Source organism: Streptomyces sp. NPDC058671 (genome assembly GCF_042716475.1).
GTDB lineage: Bacteria > Actinomycetota > Actinomycetes > Streptomycetales > Streptomycetaceae > Streptomyces.
In genome coordinates this window covers 79,506-103,175 of sequence record NZ_JBHXSA010000014.1, presented here as the reverse complement: position 1 = coordinate 103,175, position 23,670 = coordinate 79,506, and the positions used below count along the sequence as shown (strand labels likewise).

Sequence of the window (23,670 nt, the reverse complement as noted above, 5' to 3'; positions counted from 1 at the left end):
AACGGCAACTGACTGGTACGTGCAAATTATTTGGGATGCCCCGGAATGGAACCCGGAAGGGATCCGGCTCGTTGTACCCGACGTGAGCACGACACCACCTGTTCTCGCCGCAGAGCTGGCACAGGCGTGGGCCGACATTCAGCGGCACCACCCCGAGCTGCCCGACCTTGCCGCGCCAGAGTCCCTGATCGGAGAGTCCTCGTCCGCCTGCGGCGCCGAGCTCTCCTTCGAACGGCTGCTCCACGAGGCAGTCCACGGCATCGCCGCCGCCCGGGGTGTCCGCGACACCTCCCGGGCCGGCCGCTACCACAACCGCAGATTCCTCGCGATCGCCGAGGAGATGGGCCTCGACCACCCCGAGGAGCCGCACGCGAGCAGCGGCTTCTCCCTGGTCACGCTCAACCCCGAGGCGAGGCGGCGCTACCGGCCCACCATCGAGCGGCTCCAGCGCGCCCTCAAGGCCCACACGGTGGCCACGGCGGCCGACACCAAGCGCTCCTTCCGCGGACCGGCCGCGCGGCACGGGTCCTCGGGCGGCGGCGTGCGCGTCAAGGCGGTCTGCGACTGCGGGCGGAACGTGCGCGTGGTGCCCTCGGTGCTCGCCCAGGCCCCGATCGTCTGCGGCGGCTGCGGCAAGCCGTTCCGCATCCCGGAGACGGTGGGCGCCGCCAGCTGAACCTCGGGGTCGGCGCCTCGTCGGCGTGTGGCACAATGGCTAGCTGTACTCGACAGTCGCACAGGACCCCTCTCTCCTCCGGCTGACGCGTCCATCGGGCATCCGAGTACCGCAACCCCACGTGGCATCTCAAAGTGCCCAACCACGTCAAGACCAGGAGACACCACTTCAGTGGCAGTCAAGATCAAGCTCAAGCGCCTCGGCAAGATCCGTCAGCCCCACTACCGCATCGTCGTCGCCGACTCCCGCACCCGCCGGGACGGTCGCGCGATCGAGGAGATCGGCCTCTACCACCCGACGTACAACCCGTCGCGTATCGAGGTCGACTCCGAGCGTGCGCAGTACTGGCTGTCCGTCGGCGCGCAGCCGACCGAGCCGGTCCTCGCGATCCTGAAGCTCACCGGTGACTGGCAGAAGGCCAAGGGCCTCCCGGCCCCCGAGAAGGCCCTGCTCGTCCCGGCGACGAAGGAGGCGAAGCGCGCCTCGTTCGACGAGTTCGCGAAGACCCTCGAGAGCGGCGACGACAAGGGTGAGGCCATCACCCCGAAGGCCAAGAAGGCCGACAAGAAGGCTGACGAGGCCGAGGCCGCGTCGACCGAGTCGACCGAGGCCTGAGCATGCTCGAGGAGGCTCTCGAGCACCTCGTGAAGGGCATCGTCGACAACCCCGACGATGTGCAGGTCGCCTCGCGTGACCTGCGCCGTGGCCGCGTGCTGGAGGTCCGGGTCCACCCGGAAGACCTCGGCAAGGTGATCGGCCGCAACGGCCGCACCGCGCGTGCGCTGCGTACCGTCGTGGGCGCCATCGGCGGCCGTGGTATCCGCGTCGACCTCGTCGACGTGGACCAGGTTCGCTGAGCAGGTCGGCCACATCGGTTGACATGATGTGCCGGCACGGGCCGGGGAGGGCTTACGAGCCCGCCCCGGCCCGTTGTCGTTTCCGTCGTACGAACTGGTGACAGGAGAGTGTGGAGCAGTGCAGTTGGTAGTCGCGCGGATCGGCCGCGCCCACGGCATCAAGGGCGAGGTCACCGTCGAGGTGCGGACGGACGAGCCCGAGCTCAGGCTCGGCCCCGGTGCCGTACTGCGCACCGACCCGGCCGCGATCGGGCCGCTGACCATCGAGACCGGCCGGGTGCACAGCGGCCGGCTGTTGCTGCGCTTCGAGGGCGTCCGCGACCGCACCGGCGCCGAGGCCCTGCGCAACACCCTCCTCATCGCCGACGTCGACCCCACGGAGATGCCCGAGGAGGAGGACGAGTACTACGACCATCAGCTGATGGACCTCGACGTCGTCCTCGTCGACGGCACCGAGATCGGGCGGATCACCGAGATCTCCCACCTGCCGTCCCAGGACCTCTTCATCGTGGAGTGTCCCGACGGCACCGAGCTGATGATCCCGTTCGTCTCGGAGATCGTCACCGAGATCGACCTGGAGGGGCAGCGCGCCGTCATCGACCCGCCGCCCGGCCTCATCGACGACCGCGCCGAGATCGTCTCCTCCCGGGACGCCGAACCGGGTGACGACGCATGAGGCTCGACGTCGTCACGATCTTCCCCGAGTACCTCGAACCGCTGAACGTCTCCCTGGTCGGCAAGGCACGCGCGCGCGGGCAGCTGGACGTCCACGTCCACGACCTGCGCGCCTGGGCCCACGACCGGCACAACACCGTCGACGACACCCCCTACGGCGGCGGTCCCGGCATGGTCATGAAGACCGACCCCTGGGGTGAAGCGCTCGACCAGACGCTCGCCGACGGCTACGAGGGCGGCGCCCACGGCCCGGTCCTCGTCGTCCCCACCCCCAGCGGCCGCCCCTTCACCCAGGAGCTGGCCGTCGAGCTGTCCGAGCGGCCCTGGCTGATCTTCACGCCCGCCCGTTACGAGGGCATCGACCGCCGTGTCATGGACGAGTACGCGACCCGGATGCCGGTCTACGAGGTGTCCATCGGCGACTACGTCCTGGCCGGGGGAGAGGCCGCCGTCCTCGTCGTCACCGAGGCCGTCGCCCGCCTGCTCCCCGGTGTCCTCGGCAACGCCGAGTCGCACCGGGACGACTCCTTCGCCCCCGGGGCCATGGCCAACCTCCTGGAGGGCCCCGTCTACACCAAGCCCCCCGAGTGGCGCGGCCGGGGCATCCCCGACGTCCTCCTCAGCGGGCACCACGGCAAGATCGCCCGCTGGCGGCGTGACGAGGCCTTCCGGCGCACCGCGGCCCACCGGCCGGATCTCATCGAGCGCTGCGACCCGGCCGCCTTCGACAAGAAGGACCGCGAGATCCTCTCGATGATGGGCTGGGCGCCCGAGCCCGGCGGCCGATTTTGGCGCAGGCTCGACGACGTGGAACAATAGGCCGCTGTCGTCCGTCCGGCGCGCGCCCCTGCCACAGGGGGAACGACGCCGCCAGGAGCGGACGACGCTCCTGATCCTCCACGAAACGTACCGCTGATGACCTGTGGCATCAGCGAGGAAAGAGACCTCCATGGCCTCCCTGCTCGACCAGGTCAACGCGGGTTCGCTCCGCTCCGACCTCCCCGCCTTCCGCCCCGGCGACACCGTGAACGTCCACGTGCGCGTCATCGAGGGCAACCGCTCCCGTATCCAGCAGTTCAAGGGCGTCGTCATCCGTCGCCAGGGCTCGGGCGTCAGCGAGACCTTCACGGTCCGCAAGGTCTCGTTCTCCGTCGGCGTCGAGCGCACCTTCCCGGTGAACAGCCCGATCTTCGAGAAGATCGAGCTCGTGACCCGCGGTGACGTCCGTCGCGCCAAGCTCTACTACCTGCGCGAGCTGCGCGGCAAGGCCGCCAAGATCAAGGAGAAGCGCGACCGCTGAGCTCCGGCTCCCGGCACGCCCTACGCTTCCGAGTCCTCCCACAGGCAGGCCGGATAGGCTCTGCCCCCGATGGACACCGAAGCACAGCACACGGAGCGCGACCCCTCTTCCGATCCGGAGGAAGGGTCGCGCTCCGCGCGCGTTTCCGAGGCCGAGGGGACCGCACCGGACGAGGTACCGCCCGGTGGGACCGTGCCCTCCTGGCGCCGCACGGCCCTGGTGGGCGGCGCCTGTGTGGCCTTCCTGATGCTGCTGAGCCACTTCGTGATCCAGCCCTTCCTGATCCCGAGCGGCTCCATGGAGCCCACGCTCCAGGTCGGTGACCGCATCCTCGTCAACAAGCTGGCGTACCGGTTCGGCGAAGAGCCGGCCCGCGGCGACGTCGTCGTCTTCGACGGCACGGGCTCCTTCGTACGCGAGCAGCCGCCGGGCGATCCGGTGACCGGACTCCTGCACGACGGGGCCGCCGCCCTCGGACTCGCGGAACCCGACGAGACCGACTTCGTGAAGCGGGTCGTCGGCACCGGCGGCGACCGGGTGATCTGCTGCGACAAGGACGGCCGGCTCACCGTCAACGGCGTTGCCGTCACGGAGCGGTACGTCATGCCGGGCGACCAGCCGTCCAGCGTGCCCTTCGACATCGTCGTCCCGACGGACAGGCTCTGGGTCATGGGCGACCACCGCGGCCAGTCCAGCGACTCCCGGGACCACCTCGGCAGCCCCGGCGGCGGGATGGTCCCCGTCGACCGGGTCGTCGGACGCGCCGACTGGATCGCCTGGCCCTTCGGCCGCTGGTCCACCGTTCCCGCGACGGACGCCTTCGGCGCCGTCCCGGTCGCGCCGCCCGCGGGACACGGGGCGGGGCCCCATGGGTAGCAGGGGACGACCACCGGGCGGAGCCGGCCACACGGCCGAGGGGGGCGCCGACCAAGGCCCCGCCCTGCCGGGACGGGCCGAGCGGCGCAAGCTCGCCCGCAAGGTCAAGCGGCGCCGGCAGCGCTCCGCGATCCGCGAGATCCCGATCCTGGTCACGGTGGCCGTCCTCATCGCGCTCGTCCTGAAGACCTTCCTGGTCCAGGCGTTCGTCATCCCGTCCGGCTCCATGGAGCGGACGATCCAGATCTCCGACCGGGTCCTTGTCGACAAGCTCAGCCCCTGGTTCGGCTCCCGCCCCCACCGCGGTGACGTGGTGGTCTTCAGGGACCCCGGCAACTGGCTCCCGCAGGAGGCCACGGCGCCGGCGGACGACCCGGTCGGCGTCAAGCAGGCCAAGCAGGCCCTCACCTTCATCGGACTGCTGCCCTCCGCCGACGACCGGGACCTCATCAAGCGGGTCGTCGCCGTGGGCGGGGACACCGTCCGGTGCTGCGGCGAGGACGGGCGGATCACCGTCAACGGCGTACCGCTCGACGAGCCGTACCTGCACCCGGGGAACGAGCCGTCCACCATTCCCTTCGAGGTGAAGGTCCCGCAGGGGCGGATCTTCGTCCTCGGCGACCACCGCTCCCATTCGGCGGACTCCCGCTTCCACCTCGACGAGGAGGGCCGCGGGACCGTCTCCGAGGAGCAGGTCGTGGGGCGTGCCGTCGTGATCGCCTGGCCCGTCGGGCACTGGCGGCGCCTGGAGGAGCGGGAGGTCTTCGCCGCCGTACCGGGCGCCCGTACCGGCGCCGAAGCCGCGCCCGGTCCGTCGCATAGTGTGTCCCAGCGGAATCTGAACGGATTCCCCGGGCTCCCGACCCCTGCGGAACTTCTGCTCGTTATGGGAGTGGTGGGCCTGTCCCTGACCCGGGGCGGGCGATCGCACGGACTGAGGAGTGGATGTGGGGGATTTGGCCGTCGACGCACGATCCGGACACGATGAGCCCGACAAGAGGGCCGGCGGGGCCTTCGGCGATGACACGACGGGTGACGACGTGACGGATGACGAGCAGGCGCGGCCGCCGGGCGGCGGCGAGCCGGGCGGTGGCGACGACGCGGCGGACGGCCCCGGCAGTGGCCCCAAGAAGCAGCGTTCCTTCTGGAAGGAGCTGCCCCTCCTCGTCGGCATCGCGCTCGTACTCGCCCTGCTGATCAAGACCTTCCTGGTGCAGGCGTTCTCGATCCCGTCGGAATCGATGATGAACGCCCTCCAGCGCGGGGACCGGGTCCTCGTCGACAAGCTGACCCCGTGGTTCGGCTCCGAGCCCGAGCGCGGCGAAGTCGTCGTCTTCCACGACCCGGGCGGCTGGCTCGAAGGCCAGGACACGCCCACGCCCAACGTCGTGCAGAAGTTCCTCAGCTTCATCGGCCTCATGCCGTCCGCCGAGGAGAAGGACCTCATCAAGCGCGTCATCGCCGTCGGCGGGGACACCGTGTCCTGCAAGGAGGGCGGCAAGGTCGTCCTCAACGGCAAGCCGCTCGACGAGACCGGCTACCTCTACCCCGGCTCCGTTCCCTGCCAGGACTCCTTCGGTCCGATCAAGGTCCCCGAGAACCGGATCTGGGTCATGGGCGACAACCGGCAGAACTCCCTGGACTCCCGCTTCCACCAGCAGCTCCCCGGCGGCGGCACCGTCTCCAACGACGAGGTCGTGGGCCGCGCCGTCGTGGTCGCCTGGCCCGTCACCCGCTGGGCCGCCCTCCCCGTGCCCGACGTCTTCGACCAGGCCGGTCTCGACCAGGCGATGACCGCCGCCCCCGTCGGCGCGGCCGGTCTCGCCGGGGCGCTCCCGCTGGTGCTATGGCGCCGGAGGAAGCTCGCCGCACGGCATACCGCCGCGTAGTGACCCCCGGGTAGGGTGCCGTCCCGGACCGTGGAGAGACCCACGGCCCGCCGACAGACCTACGGGGTGCGCACATGAGCGGAAACATACGGACCCAGGGCGGCCACGGCCGCCTCGGCAGCGCGCTGTCGGGGCTGGCCGTGGCCGTCGGCTGTGTGCTCTTCCTCGGCGGATTCGTCTGGGGAGCCCTCCTCTACCAGCCCTACTCCGTCCCCACCGACTCCATGACCCCCACCCTCGACGTCGGGTCCAAGATCCTCGCCCAGCGCGTCGACGGCGACGAGGTGCGGCGCGGGGACGTCGTCGTCTTCACCGACCCCCTCTGGGGCAACTCGCCCATGGTCAAGCGGGTCGCCGCCGTCGGCGGCGACACCGTCGCCTGCTGCGACCGGGACGGCCGGCTCACCGTCGGCGGCACACCCGTCCACGAGCCCTATCTGAGGCCGGGACCTGGCGGCCGGACCGTGGCATCCGGTCAGGAGTTCTCCGTCACCGTCCCGGAGGGCAACCTCTTCCTCCTCGGCGACGACCGGCACACCTCGCTCGACTCCCGCACGCACATCGAGGACACCGGTCAGGGATCCGTGCCCCGCTCCACCGTCGTCGCCAGGGTCGACGCCGTCGTCTGGCCCGCGAAGGGCCTCCTGGACCGCCCGACGGGCTTCGCGGGCCTCCCGGGCGGGATCTCCGAACCCGGGCCCGTACGGCCTCTCCTCACCGCGATCGCGGTCGGCGCCTTCCTGGTCCTGGCCGGCGGAGCGTACGGCCCGGTGGCCCGCTTCTTCGCCGGGCGGGCCGGGGAACGCGAGAAGGTGGGCACATGACGGATTCGGACGCGCGAACGGGACACCCGGGGCAGGACCCGGTGACCGTCCGGCGACGGGTCGCGCGGGTCGTGCTCCTCGACCCCGACGACCGGGTGCTGCTCCTGCACGGGTACGAGCCGGACGACCCGGCCGACTCCTGGTGGTTCACCCCCGGCGGCGGTCTTGAGGGCGCCGAGACCCGCGCCGAGGCGGCGCTGCGCGAGCTCGCCGAGGAGACCGGCATCACGGACGTCGACCTCGGCCCGGTGCTCTGGAAGCGGTACTGCTCCTTCCCCTTCGCCGGACGCCGCTGGGACCAGGACGAGTGGTACTACCTCGCCCGCACCCGCGGACCCGGGACCGCGCCCGGGCCGCGAGCCCTCACCGAGCTGGAGGGCCGCAGCCTCGCGGGCCTCAGATGGTGGACCTACGCCGAACTGTCGGCGGCGCGTGAGACGGTGTACCCGACCAGACTCGCCGAGCTGCTGCGCACGCTGCTCGACGAGGGACCTCCCAGTGCACCACTGGTTCTCGCCCCGGAAATCGTTTAGGGGCGCGTTCGACTGGCGCACAATAGGGGGACGCACGGCTGAAGGGGAACATGCCATGAGCGCCGAGGACCTCGAGAAGTACGAGACCGAGATGGAGCTGAAGCTCTACCGGGAGTACCGCGATGTCGTCGGGCTGTTCAAATTCGTCATCGAGACCGAGCGGCGCTTCTACCTCACCAACGACTACGAGATGCAGGTGCACTCGGTGCAGGGCGAGGTGTTCTTCGAGGTCAGCATGGCCGACGCCTGGGTCTGGGACATGTACCGGCCGGCCAGGTTCGTCAAGCAGGTCCGCGTCCTCACCTTCAAGGACGTGAACATCGAGGAGCTCAACAAGAGCGACCTCGAACTGCCCGGCAGCTGAGACCGTCGCACGGATCCTCACCCTCAAGGGTGAGGACGTTCTCCACAGGCCCCCCGCCGTCCACAGCGCCGCACGCGGAACCCCATGAGCCGTCACAGTCGGTGACGGAGGTGGTACCGCATGATGAACGCGCCCGACGAGAACAGCGGAAACAGCACGGCACGGACCCCTGAAGGGCCCGCCGACGGGACCCGGACCCCCGGCCCGTCCCCTACGACGCCGGCCCCTGGACGGTCTCTCACGGCCCCGGCCCCCGGCCGGTCCCGTACGACCCGGGCCCTCGGGCAGTACGGGGAGGAACTGGCCACTCGTCTGCTCGCCGCGGCCGGGATGCGCATCCTCGCCCGTAACTGGCGCTGCGGCCGGACCGGCGAGATCGACATCGTCGCCCGTGACGGCGACACCCTCGTCATCTGCGAGGTCAAGACCCGGCGCCTGGGCTCCTACGAGCACCCGATGGCCGCCGTCACGCCCCGCAAGGCCGACCGGCTCCGTCATCTCGCCGCCTGCTGGCTCGACCGCAGCGGCACCCCGGCGCCCCGCGGCGGCGTCCGGATCGACCTCGTCGGCATCGTCCTGCCCCGCCGCGGCGCCCCCGTCCTCACCCACGCCCAGGGGGTGGCCTGAGATGGGATTCGCCCGCACCTGCTCCGTCGCCCTCCTCGGCGTCGAAGGCGTCGTCGTCGAGGTCCAGGCCGACCTCGAACCCGGCGTCGCCGCCTTCACCCTCGTCGGCCTCCCCGACAAGAGCCTCAGCGAGAGCCGCGACCGGGTCCGCGCCGCCATCGTCAACTCCGGCGCCGAATGGCCCCAGAAGAAACTCACCGTCGGACTCAGCCCGGCGTCCGTCCCCAAGGGCGGCTCGGGATTCGACCTCGCCGTCGCCGCCGCCGTCCTCGGCGCCGCCGAACGGATCGACCCGCGCGCCATCGCCGACCTCGTCCTCATCGGCGAACTCGGCCTCGACGGACGCGTCCGCCCGGTCCGCGGAATCCTGCCCGCCGTCCTCGCCGCGGCCGACGCCGGATACCGCCAGGTCGTCGTCCCCGAACAGACAGCGGGCGAGGCCGCGCTCGTCCCCGGCGTGTCCGTCCTCGGCGTCCGCAGCCTCCGCCAGCTCATCGCCGTCCTCACCGACGAACCCGTCCCCGAAGAGGAGCCCACCGAAGAGGGCCGCCCCGACGCCATGCTCGCGGGACTCCTCGTCCCCGGCGCCGGCATCGGGACCGGACTCGCCCCCGACCCCACCGGCTCCGCCGGAGGCCCCGACCTCGCCGACGTCGCCGGCCAGCACCGCGCCCGCCGCGCCCTGGAGGTCGCCGCCGCCGGCAGCCACCACCTGCTGCTCTCCGGCCCGCCCGGCGCCGGGAAGACCATGCTGGCCGAGCGCCTCCCCGGCATCCTCCCGCCCCTCACCCGACAGGAATCGCTGGAAGTCACCGCCGTCCACTCCGTCGCCGGCATCCTCCCGCCCGGAGAACCCCTGGTCCGTCGCGCCCCCTACTGCGCGCCCCACCACTCCGCGACCATGCAGTCCCTCGTCGGCGGCGGAAACGGACTCCCCAGGCCGGGAGCCGTGTCCCTGGCCCACCGCGGCATCCTCTTCCTCGACGAAGCCCCCGAGTTCTCCGGAAAGGCCCTCGACGCCCTCCGCCAGCCCCTCGAATCCGGGCACGTCGTCATCGCCCGCGCCGCCGGCGTCGTACGCCTCCCCGCCCGTTTCCTCCTCGCCCTCGCCGCCAACCCCTGTCCCTGCGGCCGGCACACCCTGCACGGTGCCGGTTGCGAATGCCCGGCCGCGCTCGTCCGCCGTTACCAGGCGCGCCTCTCCGGACCGCTCCTCGACCGCGTCGACCTGCGCGTCGACGTCGAACCCGTCACCCGCGCCGACCTCCTCGGCCAGGGCGGCCGGGGCGAGACCAGCGCCGTCGTCGCGGCCCGCGTCCGCGAAGCCCGCGCCCGCGCCGCCGCCCGGCTCGCCGACACCCCCTGGGGCGTCAACAGCGAGATCCCCGGCCACGAACTCCGCACCCGCTACCTCGCCGCGCCCGGAGCCCTCGCCGCAGCCGAACGCGACATCGAACGGGGACTGCTCACCGCCCGAGGCGTCGACCGCGTCCTCCGCGTCGCGTGGACCGTCGCCGACCTCGCCGGACACGACCGGCCCGACAGTCAGGACATCGCCCTCGCCCTCGAACTGCGCACCGGCGTCACCCGCGGCGTGCCCGTCCCCGTCGGAGCGGGGGAGCACGCATGAACCTCCCCGCCCTCCTGGACGAACGACGTGCCCGCGCCGCCCTCAGCCGCGCCGTCGAGCCCGGTGACGAACACGCCGGGCGCTGGCTGCACCGCTACGGGGCCACCGGCTTCCTCGACCGGCTCCTCCACACCGACGGCACCTCCCCTCCCGGCACCTCAGCCGGCGACGACCCCTTCCCCGGCACCGGACACAAACGCGTCGCCTCCTGGCGACTTCGCGCCACCGCCGCCGACCCCGACCGCGACCTCGCCACCATCCAGGACCTCGGCGGCCGGTTCCTCATCCCCGGCGACACCGAATGGCCCCGTCAACTGGACGACCTCGAAGACGCCCGCCCCATCGGCCTCTGGGTCAGGGGCCCCGCCGACCTGCGGACCTGGGCCCTGCGCTCCGTCGCCCTGGTCGGCGCCCGCGCCTGCACCCCGTACGGCGCCCACACCGCGGGCGACCTCGCCACCGGGCTGGCACGCAAGGGCTGGGTCGTCGTCTCCGGCGCCGCCTACGGCATCGACGGCGCCGCCCACCGAGGCGCCCTCGCCGCCGACGGGGCCACCGTCGCCGTCCTCGCCTGCGGCGTCGACTCCCCCTACCCCCGCGGCCACGACCAGCTCATCCGGCGCATCACCGAACAGGGTCTCGTCGTCGGCGAGTTGCCACCCGACAGTCATCCCACCCCCAGCCGCTTCATCCTCCGCAACCGGGTCATCGCCGCCCTCACCCGAGGCACCGTCGTCATCGAGGCCCAGCACCGCAGCGGCTCCCTGGTCACCGTCCGCGCAGCCGCCCGGCTCGGCCGCCACACCATGGGCGTCCCCGGCCCCGTCACCAGTGCGCTCTCCGCGGGGGTCCACGAACTCCTCCGCGGCGAGGCCGCCCTCGTCACCGACGCCGACGAGATCGTCGAGCTCGTCGGGGACATGGGCCAGCTCGCCCCGACGCGCCGGGGGCCCGTCCTTCCCCGCGACCTCCTCGCCCCCGCGGCGGCCCACATCCTGGAGGCCGTCCCCGCCCGCGGCCCCACCCCCACGACCGTCATCGCCCGCCGCGCCGGAACCACCCCCGACGAGACCCTCGCCAAGCTGTACGAACTCCACTCGCTCGGATTCGTCGAACGGCGCGGTGAAGGCTGGGAGTTGACGCGGCCGAGCGCGTCGACGCCGAACGCGCGGCGAGGCGGTCCTTGACCTGGAGCATTCGGGTGAAAGGGTGATGGCGATGAACAACCGAGTTCTCTCGGCCGCGCCCGAGGGGCCGACGCGCGCCACGGCCCGGGTTCGAAGATGTGGCCGACGGCGTCCACCCGGAGCGGCGCGATCCGCCGACGTTCGCGCACCGCGACCGCGCACTCACGCTACGCTCACCTGCATTCCGTCCAGGACGTCCGCACCGGCGTACACGACAGCAGAACGGCTCAAGGCAACGCATGCCCCAGCACACCTCCGGGTCTGACCGCGCTGCGGTGCCCCCAGCAGCCCGGGGCACCGTGCGACCACCCGCACCGACCTCCCTCGACGAACTGTGGCGGTCGTACAAGGACACGGGCGACGAGCGGCTGCGGGAGCAGCTGATCCTGCACTACTCGCCCCTCGTCAAGTACGTCGCCGGCCGGGTCAGCGTGGGGCTGCCGTCCAACGTGGAACAGGCCGACTTCGTCTCCTCAGGCGTCTTCGGCCTCATCGACGCCATCGAGAAGTTCGACGTCGAGCGGGCCATCAAGTTCGAGACGTACGCGATCACCCGCATCCGCGGCGCCATGATCGACGAGCTCCGCGCCCTCGACTGGATCCCCCGCTCCGTCCGCCAGAAGGCCCGCAACGTCGAGCGTGCCTACGCGACCCTCGAAGCCCAGCTCCGGCGCACGCCCTCCGAGACCGAGGTGGCCGCGGAGATGGAGATCACGCTGGAGGAACTGCACGCTGTTTTCAGCCAGTTGTCGCTGGCGAACGTGGTCGCGCTGGAAGAGCTGCTGCACGTCGGCGGCGAGGGCGGCGACCGGCTCTCCCTGATGGACACCCTGGAGGACACGGCCGCCGACAACCCCGTCGAGGTCGCGGAGGGCCGCGAGCTGCGCCGGTTGCTCGCCCGCGCCATCAACACCCTCCCCGAGCGGGAGAAGACCGTCGTCACGCTCTACTACTACGAGGGCCTGACCCTGGCCGAGATCGGCCACGTCCTCGGCGTCACCGAGAGCCGCGTCAGCCAGATCCACACCAAGTCCGTCCTCCAGCTCCGCGCCAAGCTGGCCGACGTCGGACGCTGACCCGACGCGAGCCGGTCGTACAGTGGAGCCGTGCCCAGGATTCGAGCGGCCTCGGTGGCCGAGCACCGGACCATGCAGCGCGGCGCCCTCCTGGACGCCGCGCGTTCCCTGCTGTCCGAGGGCGGTACGGAGGCGCTCACCTTCCCCGCGCTCGCCGAGCGCACGGGCCTCGCCCGCTCCTCGGTGTACGAGTACTTCCGATCGCGCGCGGCCGTCGTCGAGGAGCTGTGCGCCGTCGACTTCCCCCTCTGGGCCGCCGAGGTCGAGGCCGCGATGGACGGGGCCGAGACCCCGCAGGGCAAGGTCGAGGCCTACGTCCGCAAGCAGCTGGAGCTGGTCGGGGACCGGCGCCACCGCGCGGTCGTCGCCATCTCGGCGAGCGAGCTCGACGACGGGGCCCGCGAGAAGATCCGCGCGGCTCACGGCGGCCTCGTCGCCATGATCGTCGAAGCCCTCGCCACCCTGGGCCAGCCCCAGCCCCGTCTGGGCGCCATGCTCCTCCAGGGCGTCGTGGACGCCGCCGTCCGCCGCATCGAACTCGGCGCCGCCGAGAACCCGGCGGAGATCGCCGAGGCGGCGGTCACGATGGCTCTCCACGGCGTCAACGGAACCCCGGCCTGAGCCCCGGCCCCTTCCCGCTCAGCCGCCCGTCGGCAGCAGGCGCGACGGGGCTCTCCGGATCAGGACCAGAGGGTTCAGATAGACGTCCCCGCGCAGCAGCCCCCAGTGGAGGCAGGTCTCCGGGCAGTGGGTGCCGGGGGCGACCCGGGCGATCGGGGTGCCCGGCTCGACCTGAGCGCCCTTCGCCACCAGAGGGGTCACCGGGGAGAAGGTCGTGCGCAGCGGCGGGACGCCCGTACCCGGAAGGGTGAGGGTGAGGACGCCGCGGCCGCCGACCGGGCCCGCGAAGGTGACCGTCCCGGCGGCCGGGGCCAGGACCGGGGTGTCCGGCGGCGCGGCCAGGTCGACGCCGCGGTGCCCGGGGGCGTACGGGCCGGCCGGGGGCTGCCAGCCGCGGAGGACCTCCGGCGGCGGAGGGACCACGGGCCACAGCAACCCGAGCATGAGGATCAGTGCCGTGAAGTGCATACGGAAAGGCTCCCGGCAACGACCCCGGTCCACCGGGGCGCGGACGGTTTCTGTGGACCGCCCCCGGCTTGTGGAAAGAGCCGTCACCCGCCGCTCCCGGGGTCCCGTACACTTCCTATGGCGACCCGGGTCACCGGGTCGACTTCGCACGCCCCGCCACCAAGCCCTCACCGGTCGGTGGCAGCGCCTTTCGGTCCCTTGTGGCACGGCGCGTCGGGGCGTCAGGACATAACCGAGAAACCCAAGGAGATACGGCCATGGCCGTCGTCACGATGCGGGAGCTGCTGGAAAGCGGCGTCCACTTCGGTCACCAGACCCGTCGCTGGAACCCGAAGATGAAGCGCTTCATCTTCACCGAGCGCAACGGCATCTACATCATCGACCTGCTCCAGTCGCTGTCGTACATCGACCGCGCCTACGAGTTCGTCAAGGAGACCGTCGCGCACGGCGGCTCCATCATGTTCGTCGGTACGAAGAAGCAGGCCCAGGAGGCCATCGCCGAGCAGGCGACGCGCGTCGGCATGCCGTACGTCAACCAGCGTTGGCTCGGTGGCATGCTCACCAACTTCTCCACCGTCTACAAGCGTCTGCAGCGCCTCAAGGAGCTCGAGCAGATCGACTTCGAGGATGTGGCCGCGTCCGGCCTCACCAAGAAGGAGCTCCTGGTCCTCTCCCGCGAGAAGGCCAAGCTGGAGAAGACCCTCGGCGGTATCCGCGAGATGTCCAAGGTGCCCAGCGCCGTCTGGATCGTGGACACCAAGAAGGAGCACATCGCCGTCGGCGAGGCGCGCAAGCTCAAGATCCCGGTCGTCGCGATCCTCGACACCAACTGTGACCCCGACGAGGTCGACTACAAGATCCCGGGCAACGACGACGCGATCCGCTCCGTCACCCTGCTCACCCGCGTGATCGCCGACGCCGTCGCCGAGGGCCTCATCGCCCGTTCCGGCGCCGCGACCGGCGACTCGAAGCCGGGCGAGAAGGCCCAGGGCGAGCCGCTCGCCGAGTGGGAGCGCGACCTGCTCGAGGGTGAGAAGAAGGCGGACTCGGACGAGGCCCCCGCCGCCGAGGCCCCTGCCGCCGAGGCCGTCGAGGCTCCGGCCGAGGACGCCGCCGAGGCCCCCGCCGCCGAGGCTGCCGAGGCCCCGGCCGAGGTTCCGGCCGCGGACGCCGAGCAGGCCTGACCTTCCGGACCTTCGGGTGACGACGGCGGGGGCCCACAAAGCCCCCGCCGTCCACCCGTAGACCCGCCCGATCTTTCAGACTTCGAGAGAGAAACAGACTCATGGCGAACTACACCGCCGCTGACGTCAAGAAGCTCCGCGAGCTCACCGGCGCCGGCATGATGGACTGCAAGAAGGCCCTCGACGAGGCCGACGGCAACGTCGACAAGGCCGTCGAGGCCTTGCGCATCAAGGGCCAGAAGGGTGTCGCCAAGCGCGAGGGCCGCTCCGCCGAGAACGGCGCCGTGGTCTCCCTCATCGCCGACGACAACACCTCCGGTGTCCTCGTCGAGCTGAAGTGCGAGACGGACTTCGTCGCCAAGGGTGACAAGTTCCAGGCCGTCGCCGACCAGCTCGCCGCGCACGTCGCCGCCACCTCCCCGGCCGACCTGGAGGCGCTGCTCGCCTCCGAGATCGAGGCCGGCAAGACCGTGCAGGCGTTCGTCGACGAGGCCAACGCCAACCTCGGCGAGAAGATCGTCCTGGACCGCTTCGCGCAGTACGCCGACGGCTTCGTCTACGCGTACATGCACCGCACGATGCCCGACCTGCCGCCGCAGATCGGTGTCCTCGTCGAGTTCGACAAGGCCGACGCCGCCGTCGCCAAGGGTGTCGCCCAGCACATCGCCGCCTTCGCGCCGAAGTACCTCACCCGTGAGGACGTCCCGGCCGAGGTCGTCGAGACCGAGCGTCGCGTCGCCGAGGAGACCACCCGCGCCGAGGGCAAGCCCGAGGCCGCGCTCCCGAAGATCGTCGAGGGTCGCGTGAACGGCTTCTTCAAGGACGCGACGCTGCTCGGTCAGCCGTACGCCCTTGACAACAAGAAGTCCGTCCAGCAGGTCCTGGACGAGGCCGGTGTCACCCTGAAGCGCTTCACCCGCATCAAGGTCGGCATCTGAGTCCGTACGCTGACGCGACGGACACCGGACCCCCCGGTAGGGTCTGAGGCAGTCGTCGGCGCACGCGCAGGACGACCGCAGATCTGACAGGAGGCCATTGCCGTACGGGAAACCGCGAGGACCCAAGGCAATGGCCTCCTTCGTATGTGCACGAGGAGATCTCCATGAACCAGGGCGCCGTACAGGGCGACGACAACAACGGCAGGACGGCCGGGCGCTACATGCTGAAGCTGTCCGGAGAGGCCTTCTCCGGCGGTACCGGCCTGGGTGTCGACCCCAACGTCGTGCACGCCATCGCGCGTGAGATCGCGGCGGTCGTCCGCGACGGCGCGGAGATCGCGGTGGTGATCGGTGGCGGCAACTTCTTCCGCGGCGCCGAGCTCCAGCAGCGCGGCATGGACCGGGCCCGTTCCGACTACATGGGCATGCTCGGCACCGTGATGAACTGCCTCGCCCTCCAGGACTTCCTGGAGAAGGAGGGCATCGACTCACGCGTCCAGACCGCCATCACCATGGGCCAGGTCGCCGAGCCGTACATCCCGCTGCGCGCCGTGCGCCACCTGGAGAAGGGCCGCGTGGTCATCTTCGGTGCGGGCATGGGCATGCCGTACTTCTCCACCGACACCACCGCCGCCCAGCGTGCGCTGGAGATCGACGCCGAGGCCCTGCTCATGGGCAAGAACGGCGTGGACGGCGTCTACGACTCCGACCCGAAGGCCAACCCCGACGCGGTCAAGTTCGACGCCCTGGAGTACGGCGAGGTGCTCGCCCGCAACCTCAAGGTCGCCGACGCCACCGCCATCACCCTGTGCCGGGACAACAACCTCCCGATCCTCGTCTTCGAACTGCTCACCGAGGGCAATATCGCTCGCGCGGTGAAGGGTGAGAAGATCGGCACGCTCGTGAGCGACCAGGGCACCCGGGCCTGACCCGAACCGGGGAACGGCCCCGCAAGGGGCTGGACAGAGCCCTGCCGGTCGTACACCGTGCAGGACACAACGCGACGACACGCAGGAGCATGTGGTGATCGAAGAGACCCTCCTCGAGGCCGAGGAGAAGATGGAGAAGGCGGTCGTGGTCGCCAAGGAGGACTTCGCCGCGATCCGCACCGGCCGTGCGCACCCGGCGATGTTCAACAAGATCGTGGCGGAGTACTACGGCGCCATCACCCCCATCAACCAGCTGGCGTCCTTCTCCGTACCGGAGCCCCGGATGGCCGTGGTGACCCCGTTCGACAAGAGCGCGCTGCGCAACATCGAGCAGGCGATCCGGGACTCGGACCTCGGCGTCAACCCGAGCAACGACGGCAACATCATCCGGGTGGTCTTCCCCGAGCTGACCGAGGAGCGCCGCCGGGAGTACATCAAGGTCGCCAAGACCAAGGCCGAGGACTCGAAGATCTCGATCCGCTCGGTGCGCCGCAAGGCCAAGGAGACCATCGACAAGTTCGTCAAGGACGGTGAGGTCGGCGAGGACGAGGGCCGCCGCGCCGAGAAGGAGCTCGACGACACCACCGCGAAGTACGTCACGCAGGTGGACGAGCTGCTCAAGCACAAGGAAGCCGAGCTGCTCGAGGTCTGATGAACGACTCTTCCTGGGGGGCCCCGGCCGGTTCCGGCCGTAGGGGACCCGACCAGGGGCCCGTCCCGGCGGGTCCCGCATACGATCGGCATCTGGCGGCGCAGACTCGGCCCATGCCCATCGTGCCCGACGTTCCCGCCGGCGGATTCCAGGACGGTCACGGACGGGGGGCCGCTCACCCGAGCGGTCCCCTGTTCCGTGAGGAGACGCCGCACGAGCACCCGCAGGAGCCCATGCACAGCCCCGCCCCGCCTCCGCCGCCCGCACCCCGGAAGAAGAAGACCGCGGGGCGCGACCTGGGTGCGGCCATAGGGGTCGGGGTCGGTCTCGGCGCCGTCGTCTTCGCGTCGCTGTTCGTCTGGAAGCCGGCCTTCGTCGGGGTGATCGTGGTCGCCGTCGTGGTCGGTCTCTGGGAACTGACCTCCCGCCTCCAGGAGCGCAAGGCGATCAAGGCACCGCTGGTTCCGCTCGCGGTCGGCGGCGCGGCGATGATCGTCGCCGGCTATGTCCGGGGTGCCGAGGGCGCCTGGGTGGCAATGGCGCTGACGGCGCTCGCGGTGCTGGTGTGGCGGATGACGGAGCCTCCCGGGGGTTATCTGAAGGACGTCACGGCGGGCGTGTTCGCCGCGTTCTACGTGCCGTTCCTCGCGACCTTCGTGGCGCTGCTGCTGACCGCCGAGGACGGTCCGCAGCGGGTGCTGACCTTCCTGCTCCTGACCGTGGTCAGCGACACGGGGGCGTACGCGATCGGCTGGCGCTTCGGCAAGCACAAGCTGGCTCCGCGGATCAGCCCCGGCAAGACCCGGGAGGGTCTGGTCGGCGGGGTGACGTTCGCGATGGCGGCGGGAGCTCTGTGCATGGAGTTCCTGATCGACGACGGCATCTGGTGGCAGGGCCTGATCATCGGTCTCGCGGTGGCGGCGAGCGCGACGCTCGGCGACCTCGGCGAGTCGATGATCAAACGGGACCTCGGCATCAAGGACATGGGCACGCTGCTTCCGGGCCACGGCGGCATCATGGACCGCCTGGACTCCCTGCTGCCGACGGCACCGGTGGTGTGGCTGCTCCTGGCACTGTTCGTCGGTACCGCCTGACCTGCGGTTCTTCACGTGAGGGGCTCGTTGTCCACAGGGGCGGCGGGCCCTTCTTCGTATCTCTGCGACACTGGTATCACCATGCCCAAGCCCGGAGAACTCACTTTCGTCGCCCCCCGCGGAGCCAAGAAGCCGCCGCGGCACCTGGCCGACCTCACGCCCGCCGAGCGGAAGGAGGCCGTCGCCGCGATCGGCGAGAAGCCCTTCCGTGCCAAGCAGCTGTCCACGCACTACTTCGCGCGGTACGCGCACGATCCCGCCGAGTGGACGGACATCCCGGCCGCCTCGCGGGAGAAGCTGGCCGGGGAGCTGCTTCCCGACCTGATGTCCGTGGTGCGGCACATCTCGTGCGACGACGACACCACCCGTAAGACCCTGTGGCGGCTGCACGACGGCACGCTCGTCGAGTCGGTGCTCATGCGCTACCCGGACCGGGTGACCATGTGCATCTCCTCGCAGGCCGGGTGCGGGATGAACTGCCCGTTCTGCGCGACCGGGCAGGCCGGGCTCGACCGGAACCTGTCGACCGCCGAGATCGTGCACCAGATCGTCGACGGCATGCGGTCCCTGCGGGACGGCGAGGTGCCCGGGGGGCCGGCGCGGCTCTCCAACATCGTGTTCATGGGCATGGGCGAACCGCTCGCCAACTACAAGCGGGTCGTCGGCGCCATCCGGCGGCTCACCGATCCCGAGCCGGACGGCCTGGGCCTCTCCCAGCGCGGGATCACCGTCTCCACCGTGGGTCTGGTGCCGGCGATGCTGCGCTTCTCCGACGAGGGCTTCAAGTGCCGGCTCGCGGTGTCGCTGCACGCCCCGGACGACGAGCTGCGGGACACCCTGGTTCCGGTGAACACCCGCTGGAACGTGCGGGAGGTCCTCGACGCGGCCTGGGAGTACGCGGAGAAGTCCGGACGCCGGATCTCCATCGAGTACGCGCTCATCCGGGACATCAACGACCAGGCCTGGCGCGGTGACCTCCTCGGCCGGCTCCTCAAGGGCCGACGGGTGCACGTCAACCTGATCCCGTTGAACCCGACGCCCGGTTCGAAGTGGACCGCGTCCCGTCCCGAGGACGAGAAGGCCTTCGTCGAGGCCATCGCGCGCCACGGCGTCCCGGTGACCGTCCGGGACACCCGGGGTCAGGAGATCGACGGTGCCTGTGGACAGCTGGCCGCCGCCGAACGCTGACCTTGTACTCTGAGCTCGAACACATCTCCATATTCCGACAGGGGAGCGCCACAGCGCTGAGAGTGCGGTCACCGTAGGACCGCAGACCCTCTGAACCTTGCCCAGGTCATTCTGGGTAGGAAGTTCGGTCGTTAACTCAAGCTGTTGCGCCCTGCCCGCGTCCGGTCCGCCGGTCGTGGGCAGGGCCGCGTCTCTTCCTGGTCATACCCAGGAGGAAATCTCAGTGAGCACCAAAATCTCAGTGAGCACCAAGAAGGCGGCGGCCGCCGCGCTCGTCGCGGCCCTGGGCGTCACCGCCCTCACCGCCTGCGGCACGGACGACGGCCGTGACGCCGCGGGCGCGTCCGGCGCGCCCGCCCCGAAGACCGTGACCCTCGTCAGCCACGACTCCTTCAACGCCTCCAAGGAGGTGCTCGCGAAGTTCACCGAGCAGACCGGTTTCACCGTGAAGGTCCTCAAGAGCGGGGACGCGGGCGAGGCCGTCAACAAGGAGATCCTGACCAAGGGCTCCCCGCAGGGTGACGTCTTCTTCGGCGTCGACAACACCCTGCTGTCCCGCGCCCTCGACAACGGCATCTTCGTCCCGTACGAGGCGAAGGGCCTGGACCGCGTCCCGGCCGCGTACCGGCTCGACAAGGAGCACCGGGTCACGCCGATCGACTCGGGCGACATCTGCGTCAACTACGACAAGAAGTACTTCGCCGACAGGAAGCTGGCGCCGCCGCAGACCTTCGACGACCTGGCGAAGCCGGCGTACAAGGACCTGCTCGTCGTCGAGAACCCCGAGCGGTCCTCCCCGGGCCTCGGCTTCCTCCTCGGTACGGCCGCCAAGTACGGCGACGAAGGCTGGCAGGACTACTGGACGAAGCTCAAGGCCAACGGTGTGAAGACCGTCGACAGCTGGGAGCTCGCCTACAACCAGGAGTTCTCCGGTTCCGCCGGCGGCAAGCAGGCCAAGGGCGACCGGCCGCTCGTCGTGTCCTACGCCTCCAGCCCGCCGGTCGAGGTGCTGTACGGCGAGCCGCAGCCGAAGGTGGCGCCGACCGGCGTCTCCACCGGCACCTGCTTCCGGCAGACCGAGTTCGCCGGCCTCCTGGACGGGGCGAAGAACCCCGTCGGCGGCAAGGCGCTGATCGACTTCCTGATCTCGAAGGAGTTCCAGGAGGACATGCCGCTCCAGATGTTCGTGAACCCGGTGGCGACGGACGCCGCCCTGCCGGAGCTCTTCACGAAGCACGGCGTGGTCGTCGACAGGCCGGAGACCATGGCCCCCGAGAAGATCGCCGAGAAGCGTGACCCGTGGATCCAGCAGTGGTCGTCGCTCGTCCTGAAGTGACGCGCGGCCTGCGGGGGAGCGCGGCGCGGCTGGGGCTCATGGCCCTGCCCGCCGCGTTCTTCGGGGTCTTCTTCGCCTGGCCGGTCGTCTCGATCGTCGAACGGGGGCTGCGGCCCGAGGGGGCGTGGCGGTTCGGGCGGATCGGCGAGACGCTGAGCCGGCCGGACATCCTCGACGTGCTCGGCTTCACGGCGTGGCAGGCGCTCGCCTCCACGGCGCTGACGCTGCTCGTCGCGCTGCCCGGCGCGTATGTCTTCGCCCGCTTCGACTTCCCCGGCAAGGGCGTGCTGCGGGCCGTGGTGACGGTGCCGTTCGTGCTGCCGACGGTCCTGGTCGGCACCGCGTTCCTCGCGCTCGTCGGCCGGAACGGTCTGACGGACGAGCTGTGGGGGCTGCGGCTCGACACCAGCGTGTGGGCGATCCTCCTCGCCCACGTCTTCTTCAACTACGCGGTCGTCGTACGGACCGTCGGCGGGCTCTGGTCCCAGCTGGACCCGCGCCAGGAGGAGGCCGCCCGGGTCCTCGGCGCCTCACGCCTGACGGCCTGGCGGACGGTGACGCTGCCCGCCCTCGTGCCGGCGGTGGCGGCGGCCGCCCTGATGGTCTTCCTCTTCACCTTCACCTCCTTCGGCGTCGTGCAGATCCTGGGCGGGGACGCCTACTCCACCCTGGAGGCGGAGATCTACCGGCAGACCGCCCGGCTGCTCGACCTGCCGACGGCCGCCGTCCTGACCCTCGTCCAGTTCGTGGCGGTCGGCGCGATCCTGGCCGTGCACGCCCGGACGGTACGGAGGCGGGAGACGGCGCTGCGGCTCGTACCGCCGGAGCGGACCGCGCGCCGCCCGCGCGGCGCCGGGCAGTGGGCGCTGCTCGGAGGCGTCCTCGTCTCGGTGGCGCTGCTGATCCTGCTGCCGCTCGGGGTGCTCGTGGAGCGTTCCTTCGCCGGGTCCGGCGGCTACGGCCTCGGCTACTACCGGGCGCTCGGCTCGCTCGACGAGTCCGGCACCTTCCTCGTACCGCCCCTGGAGGCGATCGGGAACTCCCTGCGGTACGCGGTGGCCGCCACCGGCATCGCGGTGCTGATCGGCGGGCTCGCGGCGGCGGCGCTCACCCGGCGGGCAGGCCGGCTGGTACGCGGCTTCGACGCGCTCCTCATGCTGCCGCTCGGGGTGTCCGCCGTGACGGTCGGCTTCGGTTTCCTCATCACCCTGGACGAACCGCCGTTCGACCTGCGGGCCAGCTGGATCCTCGTACCCCTCGCGCAGGCCCTGGTCGGTGTCCCCTTCGTCGTACGGACGATGCTGCCGGTGCTGCGCGCGGTCGACGAGCGGCTGCGGGAGGCTGCGGCCGTACTCGGTGCCTCGCCGTGGCGGGCCTGGCGGGAGGTGGACCTGCCGCTGGTGCGGCGGGCGCTGCTCATCGCCGCCGGGTTCGCCTTCGCGGTCTCGCTCGGCGAGTTCGGTGCGACGGTCTTCATCGCCCGGCCCGAGAGCCCGACGCTCCCGGTGGCGGTGGCCCGGCTCCTCGGGCGGCCCGGCGAACTCAACTACGGCCAGGCGATGGCCCTCTCGACGATCCTGATGGTGGTGTGCGCGGTGTCCCTGCTGCTGCTCGAACGGCTCCGGACCGACCGGACCTCCGGGGAGTTCTGATGCTGAGACTCGATCGCGCGACCGTACGGTTCGGGGAGCGGGCCGCGCTGGACGCCGTGGACCTGGAGGTCGCCGAGCACGAGATCGTGTGCGTCCTCGGGCCCAGCGGCAGCGGCAAGTCCACGCTGCTGCGGGTCGTCGCCGGACTCCAGGACCTCGACGGCGGCCGGGTGCTGCTCGGTGGCGCCGACCAGAGCGGGGTGCCGGTGCACCGGCGCGGGGTCGGCCTCATGTTCCAGGACCATCAGCTGTTCCCGCAGCGGGACGTGGGCGGCAACGTCGCCTTCGGGCTGCGGATGCGGGGGGCGGGCCGCGCCGAACAGACCGGACGGGTGGCGGAGCTGCTCGACCTCGTCGGCCTGCCGGGCGCCGAGCGGCGGTCCGTCGCCGCGCTCTCCGGCGGCGAGCAGCAGCGGGTGGCGCTGGCCCGCGCCCTGGCGCCCCGGCCCCGGCTGCTGATGCTGGACGAACCGCTCGGCCAGCTCGACCGGGGGCTGCGGGAACGGCTGGTGGTGGAGCTGCGGCAGCTGTTCGGGCGGCTCGGCACGACGGTCCTGGCGGTGACCCACGACCAGGGGGAGGCCTTCGCGCTCGCGGACCGGGTGGTGGTCATGCGGGACGGGCGCATCGCCCAGTCGGGCGCGCCCGTCGAGGTGTGGTCGCGGCCGGCCTCGGAGTTCGTGGCCCGCTTCCTGGGCTTCGACAACGTGGTGGCGGCGCGGGTGAGCGGGCCGGTCGCGGACACCGCGTGGGGGAGGATCCCGGTGCCGGAGGGCGCGCCTCAGGGCGAGCGGCGGCTCCTGGTCAGGCCGGGCGGGGTGCGGCTCGCGGCCGAGGGCCTGCGCTGCCGGGTCGAGTCCCGGACGTTCCGGGGCGACCGGGTCGCCGTACGTCTGGGTCCGGTGGACGGGCCGCCGCTGGAGGCGGAGTTCCCCCTGCGGGAGGCGCCGGAGGAGGGCGCCGAGGTGGGGGTGGCCTTCCGGGCGGACGAGGTCGTGGTCCTCGGTGACTGACCGGGGTGCCGGCCGTAGGGCTTGATCCGTACGGGACGGGACGGGACGGGACGGGAACGGCGACGGGGGCCGCCCGTGGGG

The 23,670-nt window shown here is 71.4% G+C and carries 26 protein-coding genes, 1 pseudogene and 1 riboswitch; of the genes and pseudogenes, 26 read left to right on the top strand and 1 reads right to left on the bottom strand.

The genetic code is table 11. From position 1 onward, the window contains the following. Nucleotides 1-82 precede the first annotated feature (82 nt). From ACFWV2_RS19105 to ACFWV2_RS19025, 17 genes and pseudogenes are all read left to right on the top strand, one after another. On the top strand, nucleotides 83-676 hold the full coding sequence (locus tag ACFWV2_RS19105) for a hypothetical protein (protein WP_024755886.1): 594 nt from the start codon (nucleotides 83-85) through the stop codon (nucleotides 674-676). Between the two features lie 171 nt (nucleotides 677-847). Beyond that, nucleotides 848-1,291: a 30S ribosomal protein S16 gene (rpsP, locus tag ACFWV2_RS19100; RefSeq protein WP_030206380.1), complete on the top strand. Its 444-nt coding sequence runs from the start codon at nucleotides 848-850 to the stop codon at nucleotides 1,289-1,291. 2 nt (nucleotides 1,292-1,293) lie between these two features. Beyond that, nucleotides 1,294-1,533, top strand: coding sequence for an RNA-binding protein (locus tag ACFWV2_RS19095; protein WP_014048589.1), 240 nt, complete (start codon nucleotides 1,294-1,296; stop codon nucleotides 1,531-1,533). 118 nt (nucleotides 1,534-1,651) lie between these two features. Continuing rightward, the gene (gene rimM, locus ACFWV2_RS19090; RefSeq protein ID WP_384406181.1) at nucleotides 1,652-2,209 is read left to right on the top strand and encodes a ribosome maturation factor RimM; all 558 of its coding nucleotides are present in this window, start codon (nucleotides 1,652-1,654) and stop codon (nucleotides 2,207-2,209) included. Next, nucleotides 2,206-3,027, top strand: a complete 822-nt coding sequence (gene trmD, locus ACFWV2_RS19085) for a tRNA (guanosine(37)-N1)-methyltransferase TrmD (protein ID WP_384406180.1) — start codon at nucleotides 2,206-2,208, stop codon at nucleotides 3,025-3,027. Before rimM ends, trmD begins: the two co-directional genes overlap by 4 nt. Nucleotides 3,028-3,157: 130 nt before the next feature. Next, the gene (gene rplS, locus ACFWV2_RS19080) at nucleotides 3,158-3,508 is read left to right on the top strand and encodes a 50S ribosomal protein L19 (protein ID WP_015036473.1); all 351 of its coding nucleotides are present in this window, start codon (nucleotides 3,158-3,160) and stop codon (nucleotides 3,506-3,508) included. Nucleotides 3,509-3,577: 69 nt separating this feature from the next. Beyond that, nucleotides 3,578-4,384 (top strand): signal peptidase I, encoded by an 807-nt coding sequence (gene lepB / locus ACFWV2_RS19075; RefSeq protein WP_384406179.1) that lies wholly within the window; start codon nucleotides 3,578-3,580, stop codon nucleotides 4,382-4,384. After that, complete coding sequence (lepB, locus tag ACFWV2_RS19070) at nucleotides 4,377-5,372, top strand: signal peptidase I (RefSeq protein ID WP_384406178.1); 996 nt, start codon at nucleotides 4,377-4,379, stop codon at nucleotides 5,370-5,372. The genes lepB (ACFWV2_RS19075) and lepB (ACFWV2_RS19070) overlap by 8 nt, the downstream gene beginning before the upstream one ends. Next, nucleotides 5,341-6,273, top strand: a complete 933-nt coding sequence (gene lepB, locus ACFWV2_RS19065) for a signal peptidase I (protein WP_384406251.1) — start codon at nucleotides 5,341-5,343, stop codon at nucleotides 6,271-6,273. The genes lepB (ACFWV2_RS19070) and lepB (ACFWV2_RS19065) overlap by 32 nt, the downstream gene beginning before the upstream one ends. Before the next feature lie 74 nt (nucleotides 6,274-6,347). Continuing rightward, nucleotides 6,348-7,097, top strand: coding sequence for a signal peptidase I (lepB, locus tag ACFWV2_RS19060; protein ID WP_384406177.1), 750 nt, complete (start codon nucleotides 6,348-6,350; stop codon nucleotides 7,095-7,097). Next, complete coding sequence (locus tag ACFWV2_RS19055; RefSeq protein ID WP_384406176.1) at nucleotides 7,094-7,630, top strand: NUDIX hydrolase; 537 nt, start codon at nucleotides 7,094-7,096, stop codon at nucleotides 7,628-7,630. The genes lepB (ACFWV2_RS19060) and ACFWV2_RS19055 overlap by 4 nt, the downstream gene beginning before the upstream one ends. A gap of 55 nt (nucleotides 7,631-7,685) precedes the next feature. Further along, on the top strand, nucleotides 7,686-7,994 hold the full coding sequence (locus tag ACFWV2_RS19050) for a DUF2469 domain-containing protein (RefSeq protein ID WP_056791138.1): 309 nt from the start codon (nucleotides 7,686-7,688) through the stop codon (nucleotides 7,992-7,994). 270 nt (nucleotides 7,995-8,264) lie between these two features. Further along, nucleotides 8,265-8,621: pseudogene (locus tag ACFWV2_RS19045) on the top strand (YraN family protein); the annotation flags it as partial. A 1-nt stretch (nucleotide 8,622) separates the two neighbouring features. Beyond that, nucleotides 8,623-10,251, top strand: coding sequence for a YifB family Mg chelatase-like AAA ATPase (locus ACFWV2_RS19040; RefSeq protein ID WP_384406175.1), 1,629 nt, complete (start codon nucleotides 8,623-8,625; stop codon nucleotides 10,249-10,251). Beyond that, nucleotides 10,248-11,438 carry a DNA-processing protein DprA gene (gene dprA / locus ACFWV2_RS19035; RefSeq protein ID WP_384406174.1) on the top strand — a complete coding sequence of 397 codons (1,191 nt, stop codon included), beginning with the start codon at nucleotides 10,248-10,250 and terminating at the stop codon, nucleotides 11,436-11,438. The genes ACFWV2_RS19040 and dprA overlap by 4 nt, the downstream gene beginning before the upstream one ends. A 239-nt stretch (nucleotides 11,439-11,677) precedes the next feature. Further along, nucleotides 11,678-12,514, top strand: a complete 837-nt coding sequence (gene whiG, locus ACFWV2_RS19030) for an RNA polymerase sigma factor WhiG (protein ID WP_384406173.1) — start codon at nucleotides 11,678-11,680, stop codon at nucleotides 12,512-12,514. A gap of 72 nt (nucleotides 12,515-12,586) precedes the next feature. Beyond that, nucleotides 12,587-13,135, top strand: coding sequence for a TetR/AcrR family transcriptional regulator (locus tag ACFWV2_RS19025; RefSeq protein ID WP_384406250.1), 549 nt, complete (start codon nucleotides 12,587-12,589; stop codon nucleotides 13,133-13,135). 18 nt (nucleotides 13,136-13,153) lie between these two features. Here the strand turns inward: ACFWV2_RS19025 and ACFWV2_RS19020 are convergent, their stop codons facing one another. Beyond that, nucleotides 13,154-13,603 carry a murein hydrolase activator EnvC family protein gene (locus ACFWV2_RS19020; RefSeq protein ID WP_384406172.1) on the bottom strand — a complete coding sequence of 150 codons (450 nt, stop codon included), beginning with the start codon at nucleotides 13,601-13,603 and terminating at the stop codon, nucleotides 13,154-13,156. Nucleotides 13,604-13,860: 257 nt separating this feature from the next. On the opposite strand from ACFWV2_RS19020, the gene rpsB reads away from it, so the two are divergent. From rpsB to ACFWV2_RS18975, 9 genes are all read left to right on the top strand, one after another. Beyond that, nucleotides 13,861-14,787, top strand: a complete 927-nt coding sequence (rpsB, locus tag ACFWV2_RS19015) for a 30S ribosomal protein S2 (protein WP_384406171.1) — start codon at nucleotides 13,861-13,863, stop codon at nucleotides 14,785-14,787. Between the two features lie 101 nt (nucleotides 14,788-14,888). Then, nucleotides 14,889-15,725: a translation elongation factor Ts gene (tsf, locus tag ACFWV2_RS19010; protein WP_384406170.1), complete on the top strand. Its 837-nt coding sequence runs from the start codon at nucleotides 14,889-14,891 to the stop codon at nucleotides 15,723-15,725. Nucleotides 15,726-15,889: 164 nt separating this feature from the next. Further along, nucleotides 15,890-16,654: a UMP kinase gene (pyrH, locus tag ACFWV2_RS19005; protein ID WP_360794475.1), complete on the top strand. Its 765-nt coding sequence runs from the start codon at nucleotides 15,890-15,892 to the stop codon at nucleotides 16,652-16,654. Between the two features lie 94 nt (nucleotides 16,655-16,748). Continuing rightward, complete coding sequence (frr, locus tag ACFWV2_RS19000) at nucleotides 16,749-17,306, top strand: ribosome recycling factor (protein WP_360794473.1); 558 nt, start codon at nucleotides 16,749-16,751, stop codon at nucleotides 17,304-17,306. After that, nucleotides 17,306-18,400, top strand: coding sequence for a phosphatidate cytidylyltransferase (locus tag ACFWV2_RS18995; RefSeq protein WP_384406169.1), 1,095 nt, complete (start codon nucleotides 17,306-17,308; stop codon nucleotides 18,398-18,400). Before frr ends, ACFWV2_RS18995 begins: the two co-directional genes overlap by 1 nt. A gap of 81 nt (nucleotides 18,401-18,481) precedes the next feature. Next, the gene (gene rlmN, locus ACFWV2_RS18990; RefSeq protein WP_360794469.1) at nucleotides 18,482-19,588 is read left to right on the top strand and encodes a 23S rRNA (adenine(2503)-C(2))-methyltransferase RlmN; all 1,107 of its coding nucleotides are present in this window, start codon (nucleotides 18,482-18,484) and stop codon (nucleotides 19,586-19,588) included. 29 nt (nucleotides 19,589-19,617) lie between these two features. Continuing rightward, nucleotides 19,618-19,728: riboswitch (TPP riboswitch) on the top strand. Between the two features lie 101 nt (nucleotides 19,729-19,829). Further along, nucleotides 19,830-20,924: a thiamine ABC transporter substrate binding subunit gene (locus ACFWV2_RS18985; protein WP_384406249.1), complete on the top strand. Its 1,095-nt coding sequence runs from the start codon at nucleotides 19,830-19,832 to the stop codon at nucleotides 20,922-20,924. 38 nt (nucleotides 20,925-20,962) lie between these two features. Next, nucleotides 20,963-22,576, top strand: coding sequence for an ABC transporter permease (locus ACFWV2_RS18980; RefSeq protein ID WP_384406248.1), 1,614 nt, complete (start codon nucleotides 20,963-20,965; stop codon nucleotides 22,574-22,576). Further along, nucleotides 22,576-23,589, top strand: a complete 1,014-nt coding sequence (locus tag ACFWV2_RS18975) for an ABC transporter ATP-binding protein (RefSeq protein ID WP_384406168.1) — start codon at nucleotides 22,576-22,578, stop codon at nucleotides 23,587-23,589. The genes ACFWV2_RS18980 and ACFWV2_RS18975 overlap by 1 nt, the downstream gene beginning before the upstream one ends. Nucleotides 23,590-23,670: the final 81 nt, after the last annotated feature.